The sequence below is a fragment of the Comamonas sp. A23 genome, assembly GCF_004522605.1.
Classification (GTDB): domain Bacteria; phylum Pseudomonadota; class Gammaproteobacteria; order Burkholderiales; family Burkholderiaceae_C; genus Comamonas; species Comamonas thiooxydans.
The window spans coordinates 461,045-485,908 of sequence record NZ_RSDT01000001.1 but is presented as its reverse complement, the minus strand read 5'-3'; the positions used below and the strand labels follow the sequence as shown (position 1 = coordinate 485,908).

20 protein-coding genes are annotated in these 24,864 nt (G+C 64.0%); 10 read left to right on the top strand and 10 right to left on the bottom strand.

Annotated features, from left to right (window positions below; translation table 11 throughout):
• Window positions 1–10 precede the first annotated feature (10 nt).
• On the top strand, window positions 11–793 hold the full coding sequence (locus EIC84_RS02285; protein WP_003070279.1) for a 3-hydroxybutyrate dehydrogenase: 783 nt from the start codon (window positions 11–13) through the stop codon (window positions 791–793).
• Between the two features lie 144 nt (window positions 794–937).
• Here EIC84_RS02285 and EIC84_RS02280 read toward each other — a convergent pair whose 3' ends face one another.
• The gene (locus EIC84_RS02280) at window positions 938–1,687 is read right to left on the bottom strand and encodes an SIMPL domain-containing protein (protein ID WP_003070281.1); all 750 of its coding nucleotides are present in this window, start codon (window positions 1,685–1,687) and stop codon (window positions 938–940) included.
• Between the two features lie 313 nt (window positions 1,688–2,000).
• Here EIC84_RS02280 and ompR point away from each other — a divergent pair, with 313 nt between their 5' ends.
• The 3 genes from ompR to EIC84_RS02265 all read left to right on the top strand — a co-directional run bounded on the left by ompR (window position 2,001) and on the right by EIC84_RS02265 (window position 4,879).
• Window positions 2,001–2,732 (top strand): two-component system response regulator OmpR, encoded by a 732-nt coding sequence (ompR, locus tag EIC84_RS02275; protein ID WP_003055820.1) that lies wholly within the window; start codon window positions 2,001–2,003, stop codon window positions 2,730–2,732.
• Window positions 2,733–2,920: 188 nt separating this feature from the next.
• Window positions 2,921–4,423: a sensor histidine kinase gene (locus tag EIC84_RS02270; protein WP_034363318.1), complete on the top strand. Its 1,503-nt coding sequence runs from the start codon at window positions 2,921–2,923 to the stop codon at window positions 4,421–4,423.
• A 60-nt stretch (window positions 4,424–4,483) separates the two neighbouring features.
• Window positions 4,484–4,879, top strand: coding sequence for a GFA family protein (locus tag EIC84_RS02265; protein WP_003070286.1), 396 nt, complete (start codon window positions 4,484–4,486; stop codon window positions 4,877–4,879).
• A gap of 34 nt (window positions 4,880–4,913) precedes the next feature.
• Here EIC84_RS02265 and ispF read toward each other — a convergent pair whose 3' ends face one another.
• Together ispF and ispD are read right to left on the bottom strand one after the other, a co-directional pair.
• Complete coding sequence (gene ispF, locus EIC84_RS02260) at window positions 4,914–5,396, bottom strand: 2-C-methyl-D-erythritol 2,4-cyclodiphosphate synthase (RefSeq protein WP_003070287.1); 483 nt, start codon at window positions 5,394–5,396, stop codon at window positions 4,914–4,916.
• Between the two features lie 122 nt (window positions 5,397–5,518).
• A complete protein-coding gene (ispD, locus tag EIC84_RS02255; RefSeq protein ID WP_034363287.1) occupies window positions 5,519–6,286 on the bottom strand; it encodes a 2-C-methyl-D-erythritol 4-phosphate cytidylyltransferase in 768 nt (255 codons plus the stop codon).
• Window positions 6,287–6,562: 276 nt separating this feature from the next.
• Here ispD and mfd point away from each other — a divergent pair, with 276 nt between their 5' ends.
• The 6 genes from mfd to EIC84_RS02225 all read left to right on the top strand — a co-directional run bounded on the left by mfd (window position 6,563) and on the right by EIC84_RS02225 (window position 14,416).
• Complete coding sequence (gene mfd, locus EIC84_RS02250) at window positions 6,563–10,054, top strand: transcription-repair coupling factor (RefSeq protein ID WP_003070290.1); 3,492 nt, start codon at window positions 6,563–6,565, stop codon at window positions 10,052–10,054.
• Between the two features lie 93 nt (window positions 10,055–10,147).
• Window positions 10,148–10,819 carry a hypothetical protein gene (locus tag EIC84_RS02245; protein ID WP_003070292.1) on the top strand — a complete coding sequence of 224 codons (672 nt, stop codon included), beginning with the start codon at window positions 10,148–10,150 and terminating at the stop codon, window positions 10,817–10,819.
• 168 nt (window positions 10,820–10,987) lie between these two features.
• Window positions 10,988–12,010 (top strand): tripartite tricarboxylate transporter substrate binding protein, encoded by a 1,023-nt coding sequence (locus EIC84_RS02240; protein WP_003070296.1) that lies wholly within the window; start codon window positions 10,988–10,990, stop codon window positions 12,008–12,010.
• 155 nt (window positions 12,011–12,165) lie between these two features.
• Window positions 12,166–12,879, top strand: coding sequence for a phosphoserine phosphatase SerB (gene serB / locus EIC84_RS02235; RefSeq protein WP_003070298.1), 714 nt, complete (start codon window positions 12,166–12,168; stop codon window positions 12,877–12,879).
• 143 nt (window positions 12,880–13,022) lie between these two features.
• Entirely contained in the window at window positions 13,023–13,580 is a 558-nt protein-coding gene (locus tag EIC84_RS02230) for an NADPH-dependent FMN reductase (protein WP_003070300.1), read from the top strand.
• Window positions 13,581–13,894: 314 nt separating this feature from the next.
• On the top strand, window positions 13,895–14,416 hold the full coding sequence (locus tag EIC84_RS02225) for a hypothetical protein (RefSeq protein ID WP_034351899.1): 522 nt from the start codon (window positions 13,895–13,897) through the stop codon (window positions 14,414–14,416).
• A 342-nt stretch (window positions 14,417–14,758) separates the two neighbouring features.
• Here the strand turns inward: EIC84_RS02225 and EIC84_RS02220 are convergent, their stop codons facing one another.
• The 7 genes from EIC84_RS02220 to EIC84_RS02190 all read right to left on the bottom strand — a co-directional run bounded on the left by EIC84_RS02220 (window position 14,759) and on the right by EIC84_RS02190 (window position 24,864).
• Window positions 14,759–15,103: a DUF3325 domain-containing protein gene (locus tag EIC84_RS02220; protein ID WP_003070304.1), complete on the bottom strand. Its 345-nt coding sequence runs from the start codon at window positions 15,101–15,103 to the stop codon at window positions 14,759–14,761.
• Complete coding sequence (locus EIC84_RS02215) at window positions 15,100–16,776, bottom strand: PepSY domain-containing protein (RefSeq protein ID WP_003070306.1); 1,677 nt, start codon at window positions 16,774–16,776, stop codon at window positions 15,100–15,102. The genes EIC84_RS02220 and EIC84_RS02215 overlap by 4 nt, the downstream gene beginning before the upstream one ends.
• Before the next feature lie 2 nt (window positions 16,777–16,778).
• Complete coding sequence (locus EIC84_RS02210; RefSeq protein WP_003070308.1) at window positions 16,779–17,069, bottom strand: DUF3649 domain-containing protein; 291 nt, start codon at window positions 17,067–17,069, stop codon at window positions 16,779–16,781.
• 164 nt (window positions 17,070–17,233) lie between these two features.
• Window positions 17,234–19,636, bottom strand: a complete 2,403-nt coding sequence (locus tag EIC84_RS02205; RefSeq protein WP_003070311.1) for a TonB-dependent siderophore receptor — start codon at window positions 19,634–19,636, stop codon at window positions 17,234–17,236.
• 117 nt (window positions 19,637–19,753) lie between these two features.
• The gene (locus tag EIC84_RS02200) at window positions 19,754–21,121 is read right to left on the bottom strand and encodes a sigma-70 family RNA polymerase sigma factor (protein WP_134737292.1); all 1,368 of its coding nucleotides are present in this window, start codon (window positions 21,119–21,121) and stop codon (window positions 19,754–19,756) included.
• Window positions 21,122–21,359: 238 nt separating this feature from the next.
• On the bottom strand, window positions 21,360–23,801 hold the full coding sequence (locus EIC84_RS02195) for a TonB-dependent siderophore receptor (RefSeq protein ID WP_034361603.1): 2,442 nt from the start codon (window positions 23,799–23,801) through the stop codon (window positions 21,360–21,362).
• Between the two features lie 109 nt (window positions 23,802–23,910).
• Entirely contained in the window at window positions 23,911–24,864 is a 954-nt protein-coding gene (locus tag EIC84_RS02190; RefSeq protein WP_003062943.1) for a FecR domain-containing protein, read from the bottom strand.

Here is a 24,864-nt window from a genome sequence, read left to right as displayed (position 1 = left end):
TTGTATGTCCATGTTGAAAGGCAAAACCGCTCTCGTGACGGGATCGACCAGCGGAATCGGCCTAGGTATCGCAATCGCTCTGGCACGCCAGGGTGCCAATATCGTGCTCAACGGCTTTGGCGATGTCGAAGCACCACGCACCCAGGTGCTTGATGCCGGCAAAGCAGCCGGTATCGAAGTCGGCTACCACGGAGCGGACATGAGCAAGGCCGCCGACATTGAAGCCATGATGAAATACGCCGCCGCCGAATTCGGCCGCGTCGACATCCTGGTCAACAACGCCGGCATTCAGCATGTGGCCAAGGTGCAGGACTTCCCCGTGGAGAAGTGGGATGCCATTCTCGCCATCAACCTGAGCAGCGCCTTCCACACCACGCGCCTGGCCCTGCCCGCCATGCAGCAGGCCAACTGGGGCCGCATCATCAATGTGGCCTCGGTACACGGGCTGGTCGGCTCGGCCGAAAAATCGGCTTATGTCGCCGCCAAGCACGGCATCGTCGGCCTGACCAAGGTGACGGCGCTGGAAAACGCCACCACCGGCGTGACCTGCAACGCAATCTGCCCCGGCTGGGTGCTGACGCCGCTGGTACAAAAGCAGGTGGACGCGAAGGCTGCCGCCCAAGGCATCAGCAATGAAGACGCCACCAGGCAGCTGCTGGGAGAGAAAGAGCCTTCGATGCAGTTCACCACACCCGAAGAGCTGGGCGAGTTGGCCGTCTTCTTCTGCTCGGCCGCAGCCAACAATGTGCGCGGCGTGGCATGGAATATGGACGGCGGCTGGGCCGCACAATAAAAGCCGCTTGGCTCCAGCGCATGCGCCTATCAATTAGATAGCATCTAGCGCTTTCCAGAAAACATATTCAGCATCAAGTCATGATGAAAATCAAAAAGGAGCAGCGCAAGCTGCTCCTTTTTTATATGCGTCGCGCAAATCCGATCACTGCATCTGAATCGAGCCACCGACGCTGACCGTCACCTCGGTGCGATCCGCCTCCACCGGCACGGGCGCGGCATCCGCATAGCTGGCCTTGGCCATGCTCATCATGCGCGGGCGAGGCATGGGATGCCCGCCGCCGCCGCTGCTGCTCACATTGACCTCGCGCAGACTGTAGCCCGCAAAACCGAAGCTCTTGGAGATGGCCGCAGCACGCTGGCGGAAGCTCTCGATCGCCTTGGCCTGGGCTTCGCCCTCCACCTTTTCCCGCGCTTCGCGCGAGAGGCCGAAGCTCATGCTGGCCAGCGTCATGTCCTGCACCTTGGCCGCTGCCTGAGTGATGCGCACGAAGTCGCGCCCCTGCAGCACGATCTCTGCCTGGCCCTGCCAGCCTTCGATCTTGCCGTTGTTGCCATAACGCGGCGAGATGGAGAAATTACCGGTGCTCAGCTCCATCTGCCGGCCTTGCGCTTCGTTACGCAGCGTGGTCATGGCGGACTCCACGATCTTTTGCAGCTGGGTCTGAACGGACGCGGCATCGCGGCCATCCTTGCTGGCCGACAGCGTCGCCGTCATCCAGTCCTGCTTGACCTCCACCGTTCCCTGAGCCGACAGCTGCACCACATTGGCAGGTCTTTGCATGTCGCGAGCGGCGCCCTGGGCCCATACATTACCGCCAGCGCAGGCCGCAGCCAGCGCAAGTGCGGCAGCCGCGGCGCGAGAGGAAGAGGAAGACTTGGAAAATTGATTCATGCGGTTCACCCTTGTAAGTAAATCAGGCCATGCAGATACACATGCATTTCACCATTGCGCAAAGTCGCTGCAGCGCAGCATGTCAGCCCAGAGTGTGACTTTATGTACGAATACTCCACATTCGACACACCAACAGAACAAACACTGAAACAATAGTGCAAAATACTCTTGAAAAGTTCCTCATGAAACATTTATTGTTCCATTAATAAACGCAACAATCGTAACAAGTAGCAAGACTTGAGCTTGTTTTGCTGGATTTTTTTGATCTAGCGATAACAATGGGCCAGTTACAAATAAATCGACAAGGACGATCATGGCAACGACGAACAACCGTACTGACAAGATCCTCGTGGTGGATGACGATGCACGCATCCGCGACCTGCTGCGCCGCTATCTGACGCAGGAAGGCTTCGAGATCATGATTGCCGAGGACGGCAAGGCGCTCAACCGCATCCTGCTGCGCGAGACTGTCGACCTGATCGTGCTGGATCTGATGATGCCCGGCGAGGATGGCCTGTCCATCTGCCGCCGCCTGCGCTCCGCCAATGACCGCACGCCCATCATCATGCTGACCGCCAAGGGCGAGGATGTGGACCGCATCGTGGGTCTGGAAGTGGGCGCCGACGACTATCTGGGCAAGCCCTTCAACCCCCGCGAACTGCTGGCCCGCATTCATGCCGTGCTGCGCCGCCGCCCGCCTCAGGAAGCACCGGGCGCGCCTTCTGGCGACAACGAGGTGGTGACCTTTGGCCCCTTCACCTTCGACCTGGGCACTCGCGTGCTGCAAAAGAATGGCGAGGAGTTGCCACTCACCACCGGCGAATTCGCCATGCTCAAGGCCCTGGTGCGCCACCCGCGCCAGCCTCTGTCTCGCGAAAAGCTGGCCCTGCTGGCCCGTGGCCGCGAATTCGAGCCGTTCGACCGCAGCCTGGACGTGCAGGTTTCCCGCCTGCGCAAGCTGATCGAGGAAGACGCTGCCGCACCACGCTATATCCAGACCGTCTGGGGCGTGGGCTATGTGTTCGTACCCGATGGCATGAACTGATTCTGCCCGCCTCCATCGCAACAAGCCGCCCGCTGCGCGGCTTGTTGCGCTTGGGTACCGGCCCATAGGGCCCATAAGTCAAGCTCTTTCAACAATCACCAGTAGATAGACACTTTTTGGACAAACCGTAACCCGCGTCGCCCATATTGGGCGTACCCTCGGGTCCAGTTATTTCCGCATTGCTGTTCATGAGCGCTTTTCACCATCCGCCGCCCGACGCCACCAGCCCCGTACCTCTGGAGTACGAGCGGCGCAGCACAGCACGCTCCCCTGTGGGGCTGAATCTGTTCTGGCGAACTTTCTGCCTGCTGGCCCTGCTGCTGGTGGGCAGCATTCTGGCCTGGCTGCAGACATTGCGGGCACTGGATTTCGAGCCGCGCACGCTGCAGACGGCCAAGCAAGTGGCCTCTTTGGTCAATCTGAGCCGCGCTGCCCTCGAGCATTCGGATGCGATCAACCGCGTCTCCCTGATCAAGACCATGGCCGACCAGGAAGGCGTGCGCATTCTGCCCCGCGAGCCCGGCGACTCCTTCGAACTGCTGGAGCAAAACGCCCTTGGCCAGAAGCTGACCGAGGAGCTGACCACCCGCCTGGGCTACGGCACCGTGGTGGCGCGCAGCGTCAACGGAGAGCCCGGCCTGTGGGTTGGCTTCACCATCAACGGCGATCGCAACTGGATGCTGATGGACCAGTCGCGCTTCACTCCCGCCAGCGGCCAGACCTGGCTAATCTGGCTGATCACGGCCGCCCTGCTCTCGCTCATCGGCGCGGCCGCCATCGCCCGCCTGATCAACCGGCCGCTCAAACAACTGTCCTATGCAGCCAATCGCGTGCGGGAGGGGGACTTCGACGCCAGCCAGCTTGACGAGGAGGCTGTGACCAGCGAAATCCGCGAAGTCAATATCGGCTTCAACCGCATGGCGCAGAAGCTGGCCAAGCTGGAGCAGGACCGCGCCGTGATGCTGGCCGGCATCTCCCACGACCTGCGCACGCCGCTGGCGCGGCTGCGTCTGGAAACCGAGATGAGCGTCTATGACGATGTGGCGCGCGAGCATATGGTGGCCGACATCGTGCAGCTGGACGCCACCATCGACAAGTTCCTGGATTACGCCCGCCCCGATCATCGCGTCATGCTCAGCCCCGTGGATCTGCACGCCGTGGTTGCCTCCTGCGTCTATGCCGTGCAGGACCACCGTGAGCTGCAGATCACCATGAACGTGCCCGAAGACCTCTACGTCATGGCCGACGAGGTGGAGCTGGCACGCGTGATCTCCAACCTCTTCGAGAACGCACGCCGCTATGGCAAGACCCCGTCCACCGACACCACCGAGGTGGACGTGGTTGCCAAGGAAAGCGAGAAATGGGTGGTTATCCGCATCCGCGACCATGGCAAGGGGGTGCCGGCCGAGCAGCTGGCCAACCTGACCCAGCCCTTCTTCCGCGGCGACACGGCGCGCACGGCAGCCGCAGGTGCGGGCCTGGGTCTGTCCATCGTGGACAAGACGGTGCAGCGCATGGGCGGCATGTTTGCCCTTTCCAACTCATCGACGGGCGGCCTGGTCGCCCATCTGCAGCTGCAGCGCGCCATGGGTGTGACGGCCGGTGCGGCGCCCGAACAGCGCCTGCAGCGCCCCCAGGTCAAGCGCAATCTGCCGCGCGACAAGAAAGACGATGAGACCATGGAAGACTGAATCTGCCCGCCTCATTGCACAATCGGCATCGCCTTTCAACCATCTGCCGGAGAGCTCACCATGCAAGCCCGATGCCTGTGCAAAGCCGTTCTCGTCACCGCGCCCGACACCCAAGAAGTTCATGTCTGCCACTGCAGCATGTGCCGGCGCTGGGGAGAAGGCCCAGCCTTCACCCTGCATGGCGGCACGGCGGTGCAGACCAGCGGCCCCGTCACGCGCTATGCCTCCTCGCCCTGGGCGGAGCGGGCTTTTTGCAGCAGCTGCGGCACCCACCTCTTCTACCGCCTGCTGGCAAGCAACGAGCATTTTCTGTCTGCCGGGCTGTTTCAGGACGCCCAGGGACTGACACTGGCACAGCAGATCTATATCGACGAGAAGCCCGACTATTACACGCTGGCCAATGACACCCCGACCCTGACCGGAGCCGAGGTGCAAGCCCTCTACGGCGATTCATGACCGGCTTTCGCAGCAGCCATTGCGCCAAACGTGGCTAGGCAGTCCGTACCAGCAAGGCCACTGCGCGAGCCTCCATGGCCTGCTGCTGACCCACAGGCCCCAGCTTCTCGGCCGTCTTGGCCTTGACGTTGACCTGCTCCACATCCAGCTCCAGCACCTGGGCAATGCGCTCGCGCATCTTCTCGATATGGGGTGCCAGCTTGGGCGCCTGAGCCACGATGGTGCTGTCGATATTGCCGATTTCGAAGCCCTTGGCGCGCACACGCCTGGCAGCCTCGGCCAGCAGCACGGCGGAATCCGCCCCCTTGAACTGCGCGTCGGTATCCGAGAAATGGCGGCCGATATCGCCCAGTGCCGCTGCGCCGAACAAGGCATCGGTGATCGCGTGCAGCAGCACGTCGGCATCCGAATGACCGAGCAAGCCCAGGCTGTGAGGCACTTCGACACCGCCGAGAATCAGCTTGCGTCCGGGAACCAGGGCATGGACATCCCAGCCTTCACCAATACGAAAATTCATAAAAATCCTTATCAAACCCTTGCTCATGAAGCGCAAGCAGCTATCAAATTAAATGCTATCTGTGCCAATCCGGGTCGGGCACGGCGTTGCCCGTCGTCAAGCCCTGTCGATGGCGAATCCGTCTAGCCACGCGCCTTGCGCTGCAGCAGCACGGCCTCGGCCAGCGCGAAGTCGTCGGGGTAGGTCACCTTGAAGTTCTGCGCACCGCCCGGCACCAGTCTCGGTGAGTGACCGGCCAGTTCCATGGCGCTGGCTTCATCGGTCACGGCAGCGTCCGCCGCCTGCAGCGCAGCCAGCAAGGCTGCGATACGGAACATCTGCGGCGTCTGAGCCAGCCATTTGTCGCTACGCTCCACCGTCTGCGCCACACGTGCCGGGCCTGCACCAGCAGCCTGCTGCTTGAGGGTGTCGGGCAGCTTCAGCGCCAGCAGCCCACCCACCGCATCCGGCAGGCAGGCATCGATCAAGGCATTGACCTGCGCCGATGCGACCAGACAGCGCGCCGCGTCATGCACCAGCACCCAGTCCTCGGCGCTGGCTCCCATGCGCAGCAACTCCTGCAGGCCGTTGCTCACGGTCTCGGCACGGGTGGCTCCGCCACAGGCAGCAATGCTGAGCCGGGCGTCCGTGGCGCGCTCCTGCCAGAAACTATCGGAAGCAGAGACCACCAGCAGCACACAGTGCATGCGCTGCACCGCCAACATGGCGGCCAGCGTGTGTATGACCATGGGCTGGCCCGCAACACTCTGGTATTGCTTGGGCAGCTCGGGGGCCGGGGAGTCTGCGGCAATGGCGCGCAGACCGACGCCCGCGCAGGGAATCAGCCCCCAGCAGCGGGGCGCAGATGCTGACGATGAAGCCGCCGCAGCGTTTGCCTTGTCGTCCGTCATGGACTCAGGCGAGAAAAACCGATCTGTCATGCACAGTATTTTAAAATCACCATTTCGTCCGAAAGCCCCTGAGATCCATCGACGACCTGCTTTCGGCTTGCATCGCCTTGAGGTGTCCCCATTTTGAGTGAATGCGCCGCCAACCATCAGCTCCGCGCTGATTGGGCTGTGAGCCCTGCCTTTGATGGCCGGACTCGCCCGCATTCAATCTGTCCCCGTTTTTTCGCATCCAGCCCGCTCCTGTGCGTCGCTGCCTGCGTTCGTCTGTGAAAAACCATGCAACTGCCCAAGCTCACCCCCGGTAAACGCTTTCACCTGCCCCGTCCAGTTGGCAGCGCCGACGCGCTGCTGCTGGCCAGGCTGGGCGAGCGCGAAAAGCAAGACGGCCGGGTCACTGCCATCGTCACGGCCGATGCCGCCGACGCCCACCGTCTCATGGAAGAGATGGCCTTCTTCGCCCCCGAGCTGCGCTGCGCATTGTTCCCCGACTGGGAAACCCTGCCCTACGACAGCTTCTCGCCGCACCAGGATCTGATCAGCGAGCGCCTGGCCACGCTGTGGCGCATCAACCAGCGCGACAAGCAGCATGGCGCCGATGTGGTCATCGTGCCCGCCACCACGGCCCTTTATCGTCTGGCTCCACCCTCGTTTCTGGCCGGCTATACCTTTGAATTCAAGCAGGGCCAGAAGCTGGACGAAGCCAAGCTCAAGGCCCAGCTCACGCTGGCGGGCTACCAGCATGTGTCCCAGGTGGTCAGCCATGGCGAATACGCGGTGCGCGGCGGCCTGATCGATCTGTTCCCCATGGGCTCGCTCCAGCCCTACCGCGTGGATCTGTTCGACGACGAGATCGACTCCATCCGCACCTTCGACCCCGACACGCAACGCAGCCTCTACCCCGTGCCCGAAGTGCGCCTGCTGCCGGGCCGCGAATTCCCTATGGACGAGGAGGCGCGCGCCAAGTTCCGCAGCCGCTGGCGCGAGCTGCTCGAAGGCGACCCCACGCGCAGCCGCATCTACAAGGACATGGGTGCCGGTATTGCCACGGCCGGCATCGAGTACTACCTGCCTTTGTTCTTTGACGAGACGGCCACCGTCTTTGACTACCTGGGCGATGAGGCCACTGTGGTGCTGCATGGAGATCTGGAGCCGGCCTTCCAGCGCTTCTGGCAGGATACCAAGGACCGCTACCGCCTGGTGCAAGGCGACCCCGACCACCCGGCGCTGCCGCCCGAGACGCTGTTTCTCAGTGCCGACCAGTTCTATACCCGCAGCAAGGAACATGCCCAGCTGGCCTTGCGCCCGGGCACCGAAGATGTGGCCGACAGCGCCATCTTCCAGAAGCTCGAAGACCTTTCCGTGCTGCGCGGAGCCGATGACCCGCTGGCCAAGCTGCAAAAACATATAGCATCCAGTGCAAGCCGGGTCTTGCTTCTGGCCGAATCCGATGGCAGGCGCGAGAGCCTGCTCGACTTTTTCCGTGCCTCGGGTGTCAACCCGCCCGTGTTCGATTCGCTGGCCGAGTTCCAGGCCGATGCCACGGAAAAGGTCGGTATCGCCACCTCCAGCCTGATGACGGGCTTTGCCTGGGTCGAGGAAGGCCTGGACTTCGTCACCGAAACCGAGCTGTTTGCCAGCAGCCCCACGGGCCGCCGTCGCCGCCGCCAGGAGCAGGTCAGCGATGTGGAGGCCCTGATCAAGGACCTGTCCGAGCTCAAGGTGGGAGACCCCATCGTTCATGCCGACCACGGCATAGGCCGCTATCGCGGGCTGATCAATATGGACATGGGCCAGAAGAACACTGACGGCACGCCAGCACTGCAGGAGTTTCTGCATCTGGAATATGCGGCCGATGCCGTGCTCTATGTGCCCGTCAGCCAGTTGCACCTGATCAGCCGCTACACCGGCGTCTCGCCCGACGATGCGCCGCTGCACAAGCTGGGCGGCACGCAATGGGAAAAAGCCAAGCGCAAGGCCGCCGAACAGGTGCGCGACTCGGCTGCCGAGCTGCTCAATATCTACGCCCGCCGCGCCGCGCGCCAGGGCCATGCCTTCCGCTTCCCCACGGCCGACTACGAGCAGTTTGTGGCCGACTTCGGCTTCGAGGAAACGGCCGACCAGCGTGCCGCCATCCACGCCGTGGTGCAGGACATGATCAGCCCCCAGCCCATGGATCGGCTGGTCTGTGGCGATGTGGGCTTCGGCAAGACCGAGGTCGCGCTGCGTGCAGCCTTTGTGGCAGCCATGGGCGGCAAGCAAGTCGCCTTCCTCGCCCCCACCACGCTGCTGGCCGAGCAGCATTACCAGACCCTGGTGGACCGCTTCTCCAAATGGCCGATCAAGGTGGCCGAGGTGTCGCGCTTCCGATCGGGCAAGGAGATCACGGCGGCCATCAAGGGCATCTCGGACGGTACGGTGGATATCGTGGTCGGCACGCACAAGCTGCTGTCCGAGTCCACGCAGTTCAAGAACCTGGGCCTGCTCATCATCGACGAAGAACACCGCTTTGGCGTGCGCCACAAGGAGGCCATGAAGGCCATGCGTGCCGAGGTCGATGTGCTGACACTGACGGCCACCCCGATTCCGCGCACCATGGGCATGGCGCTGGAGGGGCTGCGCGATCTGTCGGTGATTGCCACGGCGCCGCAGCGGCGTCTGGCCATCAAGACCTTTGTGCGCAACGAGGGCACGGGCGTGATTCGCGAAGCCGTGCTGCGCGAGCTCAAGCGCGGCGGACAGATCTACTTCCTGCACAACGAGGTCGAGACCATAGAGAACCGCAAGCAAAAGCTGGAGGAAATCCTGCCAGAGGCCCGCATCGCCGTGGCCCACGGCCAGATGCCCGAGCGCGAGCTGGAGCGTGTGATGCGCGATTTCGTGGCCCAGCGCTACAACATCCTGCTGTGCTCGACCATCATCGAGACCGGCATCGACGTGCCATCGGCCAACACCATTCTCATCAGCCGCGCCGACAAGTTCGGCCTGGCGCAGCTGCACCAGCTGCGTGGCCGCGTGGGACGCAGCCACCATCAAGCCTATGCCTATCTGATGGTGCCGGACCTGGACGGCCTGACCAAGCAGGCCCAGCAGCGGCTGGAGGCCATCCAGCAGATGGAGGAGCTGGGCTCTGGCTTCTATCTGGCCATGCACGACCTGGAAATCCGTGGCGCCGGCGAGGTGCTGGGTGAAAACCAGAGTGGCAACATGATGGAAGTGGGCTTTCAGCTCTATAACGAGATGCTGTCCGAAGCCGTGCGCAGCCTCAAGGCCGGCAAGGAACCCGATCTGCTATCGCCGCTGTCGGCCTCCACCGACATCAATCTGCACGCACCGGCCCTGCTGCCCAACGACTACTGCGGTGACGTGCATCTGCGCCTGTCGTTCTACAAGAAGCTGGCCACAGCCAAGACGGCCGATCAGATCGATACCCTGCTGGAGGAAATCGTGGACCGCTTCGGCAAGCTGCCGCCCCAGGCGCAGACCCTGATCGACGTGCACCGCCTGCGCGTGCTGAGCCAGCCCTATGGTGTTGTGAAGGTCGATGCCGCTCCTGGCGTGATCAACATCAGCTTCAAGCCCCAGCCGCCGATCGATCCCATGAACATCATTCACCTGATCCAGAAGAACAAGCACATCAAGCTGGCGGGCAACGAAAAGCTGCGTATCGAAAAAGAGCTGGAGAACCCCAAGGACCGTGCCCAGATGGTGCGCGATGTGCTGCGCAGCCTGGGCCAGCCGCTCAAGAACGAAGCTGTCGTTCATGCCTGACGACGGGGCTGCTGATAAAGCCAGCAGGGCTATTGAGCCCCGGCCGATGCAGACAGTGCAAGATGGCGACGGAACCTGATTTTCCGAACCGCCATGTTTCTTGAAGCCGCCATTGCCCTGCTGGCCCTGCTGCTGGCCCTGCTCTGCCGCCCCTGGCGCATGCTGGGCAGCCGGGCCGGCCCGGGCGGCATGCATGACCCGGTGCTGTCGCCGCTGATCACACCGCTGCTGGCCATTCTGGTGCTGCTGCCCTGGATCTGGGCACTGCCTGCGCTGCACAAAATGCCCTTGCAGCTGCACTGGTCTGGTGCACCGCTGGTGCTGCTTCTGATCGGCTGGCCGCTTGCAGTGCCCGTACTGATTGCGACAAGCGCTATTGCCTTTGCATTGGCTCCCGCACTCGGACTGCAGGACGCTCTGGGCCTGGCGGTTTGGCAGGGGCTGGTGCCGGCCACGCTGGCCATGCTCTGGGGAGCTGCAGTGCGCCGCTGGTGCTGGCACAACATCTTTGTCTTTATTTGCTTGCGCGGCTTCCTGGGCACGGTTCTGTGCGTGTTCATCGCATCCCTGCTCGGCCAATGGGCGGGGCATGTGCTGCCCAATGTCAACGACGAGCTCTCGCGCATGGCCCGCTGGCTCATGGCCTGGAGCGACGGCGTGACCACCGGCATGCTGACTGCGGTATTCGTGGTCTTTCGCCCGCAGTGGGTGGCCACCTGGTCCGATGCCATATACCTGCAGCCGCCTGGCAATCCTGAAAGTTGAGGCAGTCAAAGCGCATTAAGGTCTGCCACTTTCCGGACGATTGCGCAAACCGCATCTTTCCCATCCGGCAAAACGCCAAGGCATTTGGCACAAGGCTTGCTCATCATCGGGCTATCGCACCGCGGCAATCACCAAGCTGGTGCATATCTTGAGAAAGAGAGGGATCGCATGCTGCTCCAACCCGTCCGCAATATCGCTCACAGCAAAATTCGCCATGCCGTTCATGCCATGACCCGCCCTGCACTGGCCTGCGCGCTGGCTGCAGGCTTTGCCGTCACGGCACAGGCACAGGACGCCTATCCCGAGCGCGCGGTCAAGGTCATAGTTGCCCTGCCCGCCGGAGGCAGCGCCGACATGATTGCCCGAGTCGTGAGTCAAAAGCTGGCCAGCGAACTCAAGCAGCCTTTTGTGGTGGACAACCGCGCCGGTGCCTCGGGCCAGATCGGCACGCCGGCCGTGGCACGCTCGGCCCCGGACGGCTATACGCTGATGGTCTCGCCGGCCTCATTCCTGACCACCAACAAGAGCATTTTCAAATCCCTGCCCTATGACCCCGAGACCGACTTCACACCCATCAGCAAGCTGGTGAACCAGCCCATGGTGCTGGTGGTCAAGGACAGGCAGAAATTCCCCAGTGTGGCTGCCGTGGTGGCGGCAGCCAAGGCCGCACCGGGCAAGCTGACCTTTGCCTCATCCGGCGACGGCAGCCCCCAGCACCTGGCCGCGCTGATGTTCGAGACGCGCACCCAGGCCAAGATGCTGCACGTGCCCTACAAAGGCGGCGCGCCAGCCGTCAACGATACGCTGGCGGGCAATGTGGACATGCTGTTTGCCGTGCTGCCTGAAGCCCTGCCCCATATCCAGGCCGGCAAGCTGCATGCCCTGGCGCTGATGGCACCCAGGCGCGCGGCCATGCTGCCCAACACCCCGACCATGGCCGAAGGCGGTTTTGCCGACCTCAGCCTCTCTGCCTGGGTCGGCCTGTTCGCACCGGCCAAGACGCCGCAGCCCGTGATCGACAAGCTCAACCGCGCCGTGCGCGTTGCACTGGACAGCGAGATCAAGACCAAGCTGGGTGAAAACGGCATGGAAGTCGCGCCATCGACGCCCGAGCAGCTCAGGCAGACCGTGGCCCAGGACATCAGACTGCATGCAGAACTGGTCAAGGCCGCCGGCATTCAGCCGCAGTAGGCGCCGCCCCAAGCAGCACCAGGGGGCAGACTCCTGAGTGAATGGCCAGCCGAAGCCCGCCACAACAGCGGATAATGGCGGCCATCTTGAGGAATGGCGCAGACCCGATCTCTGCCATTCCCCTTTCTGCTACCTCCTCATTCGCACGACTCGCAATGACCGACGCCACCGAATTCGCCCCCGGCCTGATGATCCGCGGCTTTACCGCTCCCCAGAAGCTGGCGGACTACAAGCTCATCGCCTTTGATATGGACTCGACGCTGATCACCATCGAGTGCATCGACGAGATCGCCGACGCCACAGGCAAGAAGGCCGAAGTGGCGGCGATTACCGAAGCCACCATGCGCGGCGAAATCACCGACTTCAAGGACAGCCTGCGCCAGCGCGTAGGCAAGCTGGTCGGAGTGACCGAGGCCGACATGGCCCGCGTTCTGGCCGAACGCCTGAAACTCTCGCCGGGTGCCGAGACGCTGGTCAGGGCCGCCAAGGCCGCAGGCCTGAAGGTGCTGCTGGTCTCCGGCGGCTTTACCTACTTTGCCGAGCATGTGCGCGGCCTGCTGGATATCGACTTTGTGCGCGCCAATGTGCTGGAGATCAAGGACGGTGCACTGACCGGCGGTCTGGTCGAGCAGGCCTGGGGCGATATCTGCGACGGCGCGGAAAAGCGCCGCACCTTGCTGGAAGTGGCCTCGCTGATCGGCATCGATGCCAGCCAGTGCATTGCCGTGGGTGATGGCAGCAACGACATTCCCATGATGCAGGCGGCCGGCCTGTCCGTGGCCTTCCACGCCAAGCCACGCGTGCGCAACGAGGCCAAGGTCGCCATCAACGAGGGCGGTCTGGATCGCCTGCTGGAAGTGCTCCGATAGGCTGAAACAGACCAGCCCAGCACCAAGCCGCGGTCCCTGCTCCCGGGGACCGCGGCTTTTTTGCGTGCGCTGCGGCGCGGCAATCCCCGGCAGCTTTGCTACAGTGCCATGCATCTCCCCCAACCCGGTCAAAAGGTCAGAGCATGAGCCAACTCAGAATCGCCGTCATCGTGGGCAGCCTCAGCAAGCAGTCCATCAACCGCCAGCTCGGCCAGGGCCTGGCCGCACTCATGCAGGACAAGGCCGACTTCGAATTCATCGATATCAGCCGCCTGCCGGTCTACAACCGCGACTTCGACAACACCCCCGATTTCAAGCCTTTCGACGAGCTCAAACCCCTGATTCGCGGCTGCAACGGCGTTCTGTTCGTGACGCCCGAATACAACCGCTCCATCCCCGCATCGCTCAAGAACGTGCTCGACGGCCTGAGCCGCCCCTATGGCCAATCCGTCTGGGCAGGACTGCCGGCCGCCGTGATCGGCAGCTCTCCCGGCGCGGCCGCCACGGCCATGGCCCAGCAGCACCTGCGCAATGTGCTGGTGTCGCTGGACATGCCCACCCTGCCCCAGCCCGAGGGCTTTGTGCGCTGGTCCGACACGCTGCTCGACGCCGACGGCAAGATCAGCCAGGGCAGCCATGACTTCCTCGTCAAGTACATGACACGCTTTCTCGACTGGGTGCAGTTGCACCAGAAGCGCTAAACCAATCTTCCTCTGGCTCGATAGCATGCCCCGCTCACGTTTCAGGCGCTGCGGGGCACTTCATGACTATTTCCCTGCATTGAAGACTGATGGAACTTTTGCGCATGCAGAGTGTTCCTACAATAGCGTGCGGCCTCATACATCACACAACATCCGGCCGTCAGGGTCTGAGCCCTGTCCTTTTACGGACAGTTTCAGTTCAGCACCTTGAAAATCCAACCATTGACTTTAAATACCATAGCAAGCAAACCTGATGCGACAAGCGTCGCAAGGCTCGCTGGTTGTCTGCACCCTTGAAAAGCAGGCGGCCATCTATGACAACCATGACTGGAAACCAATTCGTGAAGACTTCGTACCGTGCTGCTGCCTCCGTGATTGCCATCGCCATCGCATCGCTGACCGTGCCTTCCCTGGCTCAGGCCAAGCGCATGGGCAGCAGCAAGTCCGTTCGCCCTGCCAGCATCGGCAGCAAGGCGCCCGCTCAGCCCGCCCCCGTGGCTCCTGCCGCCGCCGCACCCAAGGCTGCTGCACCTGCCACACCCGCAGCCCCCGCCGCTGCGGCTGCTCCTGCGGCCGCTCCCGCTGCTGCAGCGGCTCCTGCTGCTCGCGGATCCGGCATGATGGGCACCATGGCGGGCGCTGCCGTTGGCGCCGTGGCCGGCACCATGGCTGGCAATGCCATTGCCGGCGCCATGGGTGGCGGCGACAAGGAAGCCGAAGCCAAGAAGGCCAAGGAAGAAGAGGCCAAGAAGGCTGAAGCGGAAGCCGCCGCTCTGCAAAAGAAGCTGGACGAGGCCAAGGCCAAGGCGGAAGCCGCACGCGCGGCCGCCAAGTAATCATCAGCCCGCAACCGGGCCTCAATACAGGCCGGCCAGGAATTCAGATCTCCCGGCCTCTTTTAAAAAGGGATGCGAATCGCATCCCTTTTTTGCATCTGAGGTGTTGCGCAATGCCAGACCCTACTCCATGACTTGCCTTGCGCCAGACTGCAAAATCGAAAGCCGCCGGCAAACTCATCCGCTCGGCATTCAGATGGCCCTCATCTGAGAACACTCCTGGCTGCGCGAGAGGTCAGAACGACTGCACATGTCAAGCGTAAAGCACCCCGCCAGACACTGGTAAACCGCTACCACGGTCTGTGCCGACCGCACCTGGCGATGATGCTCCGCCAGATCCTGTCACACGCTAAAGATCCAAGCCAGAGCCACCACCGAAAGAATGCAACCAGCGGCAGCGGCCCCACGGGCGGCGGCGCTGATCAGGGCAACTGCGAGCAGCGCTCCTATCGACAGCCAGCCCAGCCAGGCCACGAATCCCACGGAGAAGCCCCAGGCGCGCAGACAGGGCATGACGGCCACCGCCAGCAGCAATACTCCCGCGCAGCGCAGCAGCCGCGATCGAGCCCGAGAAATCTCCATGGCTCCCGTGAGCTGTTCATGATGACGCTCCATGGCAAAAGCCAGTGCCACCATGCCGGCAAAGGCCAGCGCAAAAGCCAGCACCGAAGCTTGCAAGGCATTCATGCTCCCACCTCCATCTTGACTGCAGGAACACGCCGCGCTGCATCGGCGCCGCGGCGCCTCAGATAAGCCCAGGCCCAGGCGGCAAGCAATCCCAGCGCCACGGCACACAACTCCACACCCGCACTCTCCCAGTCGCCGCGAGCAATCTGGGCCGGCAGGCTGTCCGCTACCGTGATCCAGTTCAGCAGCGGCAGCAGCAGACACAACAGGGCCAGCAGGCCTAGTTGCTCTTGCCATGCCGCGGCGGGCGCACGCACCAGGGCATGCAGCAGCGCCAGACTCCAAAGCCCGAAAAACACCGCCAGCTCCCAACCCGCTCTATGGGACAGCCCGACGGGAACCAGGCGGTTGGCCCACAGATAGCCTATGCAGCCCAGACTCAGACCTGCGATGGCCGCCACATTGAGTCCTTCGACGAGCCGGTACACGCGCGCCGTGGCGCTACCGAACTCGCCAGCCTGTCGACCCAGATGCTTGCTGCGACGCTTGACCATGAACAGGATGGCCCCGGTTGCCATCATGGCGCTACCGGCCAGCCCGCAGAGGAAATACAGCCATTTGAGCGGCTGCCCGCCGAACTCCACCTGGTGCAAACTGCCCATCACCGACTTGGTCATGGAGGCGCCAGCACCGTCCACATCGCCAGGCTGGCGCAGCTTCAGCACTTCTGCGGTTGCTGCCGAGAACATCACCATGCCAGTCGTGGGGCTCAGGCGCTGCTGCATTTCCTCGTCGCTGTTCCAGCCATAGACACCGATGCGCGCCGCCGCGTCACCGGGGCTGTCCACGACCACAGCCCGTACAGGCTGGCCCATCAGCGCCTGACCGCGCAGAGCAAACGGCTCCAGGCCCGGAACAGCCATCGCCCGGCCCGAACGCTCAGGCCTGTCCGACTCGTTGAGCGCCACCACATAGGAGTGCAGCCCCTGGCTGCCCGTACCGAAATAGGCCGCAATGCCGGCCGGCATGAATGTTGACGCGGAGATGGCAATGCCCGTGTAGGCAATCATGATCTGGAACGGCAGCGTCAGCACAGCCACCGCATTGTGGGCATCCAGCCAGCTGCGCTGACCTTTGTGGGCACGAAAGGTGAAGAAATCCTTGAAGATGCGCCTGTGCGTGATGACGCCGCTGACCAACGCCACCAGCATGGCTATGCCAGCAATGCCGACCACCCAAAGTCCCGCCTGCCCCGCATGCAGCCGATAGTGGAAATCCACAAAATGGTGGCCGCCCTGGGTGGCGCGCACGACGCCATGAGCTGGCAGCGGCTGTCCGGTAGCGGAATCCAGCTGTGCCGAGGCGTACTGGCGCTTTTCATCGAACCAGTACACACGCAGGTCGCCGGCTCCCTGGGCATCCGAGGGCCATAGTTCCCACATTTCTGCGCCCGGATGGTGTTTTTCCATATAGGCCAAGCCCCATGCCAGCCGCTGCGCGAGGTCGCCCCCTTGCTTGCCGGTCGCTGCCGCCTGCGCATGTTCGGCCTCCTCGGCATGGTGCTCGGGCGTCATCCAGTGCGAAATAGGCTCCGCAAAGACTGCCAGCGTGCCCGTCAGGAACACAGCGAACAGCAGCCATGAGAACCACAGTCCGCACCAGGTATGCAGCCAGGCCTGGGCCTGGCGAAAGCCGCCCTGTCCGGCTCCGGAGGTTTTTTTCTGCTCGGCCATGCTCAGCCTCCCCCTGCCAGCCACGCCGATGCCGCTGCCATGACGGCAGCCGGCAGCAGCAGGCCCAGCCAGACGCGGCCGGGCGACACCGGCGAGAACGCCCAGATCACGGCCAGCACGTGCAGCGCAAAACTCCACAGCATGCCGGCGAGCACGGCCTCGGCACGCGATGCAGGCAAGACCGTGGCAAGGAATACGGCCAGGGCACTGGCCAGCAGATAGCCGCCGGCAACGGCCGCCAGCAGCCGGGAAAGAAGGTGAGCGCCCGCAGGGGCAGCGTTGGATGGAATCATGGGAGGAAGATCGGGATGGTGACCTGGGTAGTTATCGGTTTTTCCTGGGATGGAGCGGGCGCGTGCGCCCTCTCTTCCTGTATGACAAACGAAAACCCCAAAAGGGTCACCCCGCGATGCAGCAGGTGCCCGGCGCCATGCGCCAGGGCAGCCGGCCCCATGGCTCAGAACTTGTAGGTCATGCTCACGCTCACGCTGCGCGGAGTCCCCCATGTGTAGGTGTTGTACCAGTTGAAGATGGTGTAGTAGCGCTTGTCCAGCAGGTTCTTGACCGACAGCGACGCCGACAGCTGCTTGCTGAACTCGTAGCGCGCCATGGCATCCACGATCCAGTAGCCCTTGACGGTATGCGTGACGGTGCCGCCGGCGGGCGTGGAGATGTCGCCCCAGGTCTTGTCCTGCCAACGCACGCCGCCGCCCAGGGTTAGACCGCTGAGGCTGCCGCCCAGCCGGTAGCTGCTGTAGAAGCTGAACTGGTTGGCCGGCGTGAGCGTGGACACGCGTTCGCCCTGCTGTCGCGCCACGCCATGCGAAAAGCCCGCCTGCAGCTGCCAGGCCGGGGTGAGCTGGCCCGAGACCTCGAACTCGTAGCCGCGCGTCTCCACGCCCTGAACCGCGCGGTAGGCCGTGGCGCCCGTGGGGGTCACGCCGCCGGTCTCCAGGGCGTAGTTGTCCTGCTCCAGCTGGAACACCGCGGCCGAGGCATTGACCCTGCCGTCCAGGAAGGCTGCCTTGACGCCTAGCTCGTAGTTCTTGCCCTGCAGCGGCTCCAGCGTGCGCCCCTGCTCGTCCTGGGCGGACTGAGGCTTGAAGATGCCCGAATAGCTGGCATAGGCCGAGTAGGTGTCGTCGATGTCGTACACAGCCCCCACATAGGGCACGAAGACGCCCGACTCCCTGAGCTGCTGAGCGCGGTTGGTGTAATTGGACCAGCGCCCGCCGGTGATCAGCTTCAGGTCGTCGCGCAGATTCCAGCGTGCGGTCGCATACAGGCCGCGCTCGCGCGTGGTCTCGTCGTTGGTGAAGTCCGGCATAGCTCCCCAGGCCGGGGCGGCCACATCGCCTCTCCAGAGATAGTAGTTGTCCACCGTCTTGTCATAGCTGCCGGTATCCCACCAGCCGCGGTTCTTCCAGTGCCGGTTGGTCAGACTGCCTCCCAGCACCAGTTCGTGCTCGCGCCCGCCCAGCCGGAACGGGCCGCTGGCATAGAAGTCGGCCGCATTGCTGGTGGTGCGGCCTATGTACTGCCCCGCCCACATACTGACGCCCGAGCCGTCGGCGGGATTGGGAAAGCCCGCGGCCGCCGACCCCAGGTTGGCGTCGTAGCCGTTGATCTGCCGGTTCAGCTGCAGCTTGGCCACCCAGCCGCTGTCGAAACTATGCTCCAGCGTGGCGAACGCGGTGCGGGTGTACTGCTCCCAGCGGCTCCAGCGGGCGCCGTTGTTGAACGAACGCGGCATATCGTTGAAGTCCCCGTTGGCGTTGAGCAGCGGTATACCGCCCCAGGTCGAGCCCCTGGGTTTGTTGTTCTGGAAGTCCGCGCCCAGGGTCAGCAGCGTGCGCGGCCCCAGGTCGGCTTCGAGGATGCCGTAGAACACCGAGGCATCGCGACTGTAATGGTCCAGCTGCGTGTGCCGGTCCTGACGCGCCGCCATGACCCGGCCGCGCACGCTGCCCGCCTCATTGAGCGCGCCGCTCAGGTCCAGCTCGCCTCGGTAGCTGCCCCAGCTTCCCGCGCCTAGTGTCGCATGACCCTGGAACTCGCGCGTGGGCTTCTTGCGCACCAGATTGATGGTGGCACCCGGGTCGCCACTGCCCGTGAGCAGACCGGTGGCGCCCTTGAGCACCTCGATGCGGTCGTAGATGGAGGTATCGCTGAGCGTGTTGCCCGCCGAATAGCCCGAGTCGCGCAGCATGGGAATGCCGTCGTACTGGAAATTGTTGATGGCAAAACCGCGCGCGTAATAGACCGTGCGCTCGCTGTCGTAGGTAACCACGCTCACCCCTGGCGTGTGCTCCATCACCTCGTCAATGGAGTTGAGCTGGAAGTCGTCCATCTTCTGGCGCGTGACCACGCTCACCGACTGCGGCGTCTCCCGCGGCGTCAGCACCAGCCGCGTGGCCGTGGCAATGGCCCCCGGCGTGTACAGGCCCGAGCCTTCTGTGATCTCGCCAAGCTGGTTGGCCACCACCTTCACCTCAGCCAGCGTGGACGGCTCCGTGCCCGTGGCCGCAGGCACGGGCTGTACGGTGAGCATGCCCTGCTCCACATGCCCTTGCAGGCCACTGCCGCGCAGCAGCGACTCCAGTGCCGCGCCCACATCGCGGTGGCCCTGCACCGCGGGCGCCTGCCGGCCCCGCACCAGCGCAAGATCGAGAGCCAGCTGCAGGCCGGCCTGGCGCGCCAGCTCGTGCAGCGCACCGCCCAGCGGCTGGGCAGCGATGTCAAAACGCACGGCCTGCGCTGGCGCCTGGGCCCAGGCGGCCTGCAGCGGCATGGCCAGACCCAGGCAGACGGCGGCCCGGGCCAATGGATGGAAACGAAAATGGGGGAGAGGCGGATGCATGCAAGTCGTCCTTGAATCAGTGATGAGGTCAATACCCGGAGACCACTGTCTTGACGTATGGCACGGCAACAACCCTGAAAAAAACTGGTCCGCTCACCGCGCCGGTTGCGGGGCCGCTCACGGAGCCAGTGCCAGCAGCAGGCCGCCACCGGGTTGCTGGCGCACCTGCACCGGCAAAGCCCGCGGCAGGGCCCTGACCCAGGCATGGGCCTGGGCGATGCGCACGCGCCCGCTCAAGGGAAGGCGCGCGGCCTCGGGGGTAGCCTGCAGCTCAAAAGGCGCATAGCGCCCCAGCCGCTGCAGCGCCTCGCCCAACGTGGTGTCGGCAAACACCAGCTCGCCATGGCGCCAGGCCGCCGCATCCCCGGATGCAGCCTGCGTGCGCACCACCGCGCCTCTCTCCAGGCGCAGCCCCTGGCCCGCGCCCAGCTCATGCGTCTGCCAGGACCGGGCATCCGCGCCAAGCGTCTGCACCCGCACCCGGCCGGAAGCCACCTGCACGGAAACCCGCTGTCCGCCCTGGTCCCCCTCCTCGATGTCCACGCCGAAGCGCGTGCCCAGCACCGTCACCCGCACGCCGGCGGCCTCGACCGTGAAAGGCCTCTGCTCGTCGCGGGCCACCTCGAAAAAGGCCGCCCCCTGGACGAGCGTGACCGCGCGCCGCGCCACGAAGTACTGCACCCGGGCACTGCTGGCCGCATCCAGCAGCAGGTTCGAGCCGTCGGGCAGGCCGTGGCGCACCTGCTGGCCGCGTGCGCTGCTCCAGCTGGCCTGCCACTGCACATGGGTCTGGCGATACAGCAGCCACTGCTGCCAGGCGGCAGCCCCGCCCATCCCCACGCCCGCCAGTCCCAGCAAGGCGCCCAGGCTGCGGCGCCGCCCCGCATGGCCCGCGCGCTGCGCACCGGCCGGGCTGCTGCCGCGCCAGCGGTGCAGCGCATCCTCGATGCAGGCATTGGCCTGGATAAGGTCACGCTCCACAGTGTTCAGCGACACGCCCAGGCGCGCCGCGATCTCTGCCTGGCGCACGCCATGCACGCGATGAGCCACAAAGGCCTTGCGGCTGCGCTCGGGCAGCGCGACCAGCGCGGCTTCCAGCGCCGCCAGCGCCTGCCGGTACATGACGGACTCGGCCACGTCGGGCGCATGGCTGGGAGCCATCTGCTCGCGCACGGCCTCGGCATCCAGGTAACGCCCATGACGCCTGCGGCGGCGTTGTGCATCCAGGGCCATGTTCTGTGCCATGACGACCAGATAGGCGGTCGCATCGCGCGGCCCCGGGGCCGCGCCGCTGCTGTCGACAGGCCCTGTCTGTTCAGCCTGAGCCGCCTGCGCATGCTCTGCCAGCCTCAACCAGGTGTCGTGCACGGCATCGCCGGCCTCCTCGCGGCAGCCCGTGCTGCGCGTGGCTGCGCGCAAAAGGTCCGCATAGGCCCGGTCGAAGCCCGAGAGCAGCGCGCGGGTGAAGGAGGCTGTCATTTCCATGGAAGTGGATCATACTCCAATAAATAGGAATCATTCTCAACAACATCATTTCACCCAGGACTTTGCGCTCAGAATGAGCCGCGCATATGGAACGCAAGAGATTGCAGGCTCTAGCACTGGAGCAATAAAACAATAGCTATCTTCACCATCATCTATATGATTTCAGATATAAAAATACCCGAAATGTAATAGCATCAATCGATGATAGCTATGGTTATTGATAGCCCCTTGCCTCCGCTCAGAAGTCGTAGCGCATGCCCACATTCACGCTGCGCGGCGCACCCCAGGTGTAGTACAGGCCGCCCAGGCTGCTAACGCCGGCAAAGTACTTCTTGTCCAGCAGGTTGTTCACGTTCAGGCTCAGCGACAGATGCTTGTCGACCTGGTAGCGGGCCATCAGATCCAGCACTGCATAGGACTGCTGCGCCAGAGTGTTGCGGCTGTCGCTGGTCGAGGTCTTGCTTTGCCAGCGAGTGGCTGCTCCCACCGTCAGGCCGCGCAGCGAGCCGCCGTCGAAGCGGTAGGTGCTGCCGAGCTTGAGCTGGTATTTGGGATACTGGCTGGAGCTGGTCAGCGAACTGTTTTGCTGCACCAGGCTGCCCTGCACCTGCCAGCCGCGTGCCAGCTCACCCGACAGTTCCAGCTCCCAGCCACGCCGCGTGGCACCGCTGACAGCTCGGTAGGCCATATCGCCGCCAGGGGTGAAACCGCCTGTCTCCTCGGCCGAGTTATCGGTCTTCATCCAGAAGTGGGCGATGCTGGCGTTGAGCCGCTTGTCGAAGAACTCGCCTTTGGCCCCGACCTCATAGGTCTTGCCTTGCTCGGGATCGAGGGTACGCCCCTGCTCGTCCTGGGCGCTTTGCGGCTTGAAGATGGTCGCGTAGCTGCCATACAGCGAGACCTGGGGGTGCACTTCATAGACCAGGCCCGCATAAGGCGTGGTGACGGTTTCGCGCATATCGTAATTCCACCAGGTGGGCGTCACATCATGCTGGCGGTACTGCGTCACACGCATGCCGGCAATCAGCTGCAGCGGATCTGCGAGACGGAAGCGCCCTGCCGCATAGGCATAGCGCTGGCGCTGGTTGAAGACATGCCGGTCATAGTTCCAGTTGCCGAAGTCGGGCTGGGCCAGCGCGCCGCCGCCCTGGGCGTAACTCAGGCCCAGGTTGGCCAGCGGGACGTTCTTGGAGCTGCCGTAGAGCAAGCCGCTGTGGTAGCGCGACATGCCCACGCCGGCCAGCAGCTCGTGCGTGCGGCCCAGCAGGGTGAAAGGACCTTTGACGTCGAGATTGACCGACCAGTTGCGGTTTTCCACGTCCTGCCATGGCAGATAGGCAGCGGTTGTGCTGTTCCAGAGATAGCCCAGCTTCATGTCGTCCATCTTCACGCTCTGATGGAAGAACTTCAGGCTTGCCGTCCAGTCATGGGCCAGACGTTGCTCCACGCTGCCGAAGAGCTCGGTGCTTTCCTGTTCATAGCCCGACCAGGGCGCACCGTTGTTGAACGAGCGTGGCATCAGTCCCACTTCGGCACCCGCTGCGGTGTAGCGCTGGATGGGTCGGGTCGTGCCGAAGCCGCGTGCCTCACGCTGGCGCAGCGTGATGCCCAGGTTCAGCAGGGTATCGGGGGTAAGATCCGCCTCCAGCGTGCCGAACAGCATCTTGCTGTTGCTCTTTTCGTTGTCGCGAAAGCTGCCCGCATCCGTCATGGACGCAACCACGCGGCCGCGCAGCGTCCCCGCCTCGTTGAGCGAGCCGCCTATATCGGCCTGAGCTCGATAGGTATCCCAGCTGCCGGCATTGGCGCGCACGCTGGCCTGGAACTCACGCGTGGGACGCTTGCGGATCAGATTGACGGTGGCGCCATAGCCGCCCTTGCCGACAACCAGTCCCGACGAGCCCTTGAGCACCTCGACACGGTCCATCTCCGCCATATCGTCCAGTGCATACATGGTGCTGGTGACGAAGTACCAGCCGTTGCTGAGCTGGGACATGCCGTCGACCTGCAGATTCATCTCCGAGCCGCGGGCCTGAAAGTCCGTCGCGTTGTTCTGGCGATAGACGCCAATGCCCGGCGTCTGCTCCAGCACATCGGCCAGCGTCTCCAGCTTGAAGTCATCCATGCGCTGGCGTGTCATCACGCTTACCGACTGCGGCGTCTCGCGCAGAGTCAGGCCCAGACCCGTTGCCGTGCGGCTGGGCCCCGTCTGGGTGTAGCTGCCCGTGCCTTCGGTGGTGCCGCTGCGTTCGGCCTGAGCCGTGACGCGCACTTCGGACAGCGTGCTGCCCTCCTCACTCGAGACGGGCGCCACGGCCTGCCTTTGCAGGGTGTAGCTGCCGCCGTGACGCGACACCAGCTCCAGCCCGCTGCCAGCCAGCAGGCGCTGCAGTGCCTCGCGCGGCGTATAGCTGCCGGAAAGCACCGGGCTTTGCCGACCTTGTGTGAGCGCAGGATCGAACGACAGTGCCATGCCGGCCGTAGCTGCCACCTCGGACAACACCCGGCCCAGCGGCCCTGCTTCTATCCGGTAAGCCTGAGCCTGCCCGGCTGCGGGTGGCTCGGCAGCCTGCACGGTGGTCGCCGCCAGCGCCCAGCCCAGCAAGGCAAGCTGGGCGGCGCGCGCAACCGGGCTGATTACAGGATTCGATAGAGAACGGGAGGCCATGGAAGCAGGCATGAAAGACAGTCCTTTGGAAGCAAAAATGAGTGGTTCACCTTGCTTGCCAAACAACTTCCCGGAAAGTCTCACCTTCGTGCATTTTTTTGAAGATGCCTTGCTTGTAAACTCAGCGGGCCGCCACCGTGACCCAGTAACCCTGCCAGCGCCGATGCACCGTCACGGCGTAGGTTTCGGCCAGCATGGCCAAGGCCCGGTCGGTATCGGCCAAAGGGTACGCGCCCGACACTTTGATGGACACCACCTCCGGGGCACAGTGCAGCAGGCCGGGCCGGTAACGCGACAGCTGGGCGCAGACTTCTGCCATGGGCATGGCGTCCGCCACCAGCATGCCGTGCACCCAGGCCAGTTGCTGCGGTCGTACCGTCTGCAGCTCCCCTGCTCCCAGCGCAGTCAACCTCGCCCAGTTGCCCGCGGGCACCACCAGCGTGGGCTGAGAGGCTCCGAGTAATGTGACTTCGACCGCACCCTGGGTTACGGCCAGATCCACGAATTTGCCCTCGCTGTTCTGCTGCACCGAAAAGCGTGTGCCCAACGCCCGAAGGCGCCCCACGGCCGTCGCCACCAGCAACGGCCGGTCCACGCCACTGGGATCGGCAGCAGTTTCCAGCAAGATCGAGCCCCGGTGCAGATGTATCAGGCGCTGATGAGCATCAAACCGGACATCGACGGCCGTTCCTGTATCCAGCAGCAAACGGCTGCCATCGGCCAATGTCACGAGGCGCTGCTCGCCCGCGACAGTACGCAGGTCGGCTGCCCACCCCTGCTGCTGTGCCAAACGCCAGCTCATCCAGCCACCAGGCACGGCGGCCAGCAAAACAGCCAGCCTGGCCACAGCGGCCCGTCGGCTGCGACGCTGTGATCGGCCCAGCGCCGGCATGGCCAGCGCCGGCGGCAACCCGCCCAGCTTGTCCATCAGCCGCTCGGCCCGCATCCAGGCACCTTCATGGGCCGGACTGGCCTGGCGCCAGCGCTCGAAGGCAACGCGTTCGGCAGCCGTCAGGCCTTCATCGTTCAGACGGACCAGCCAATCCGCAGCCTCGTCCAGCAAACGTGCATCCAT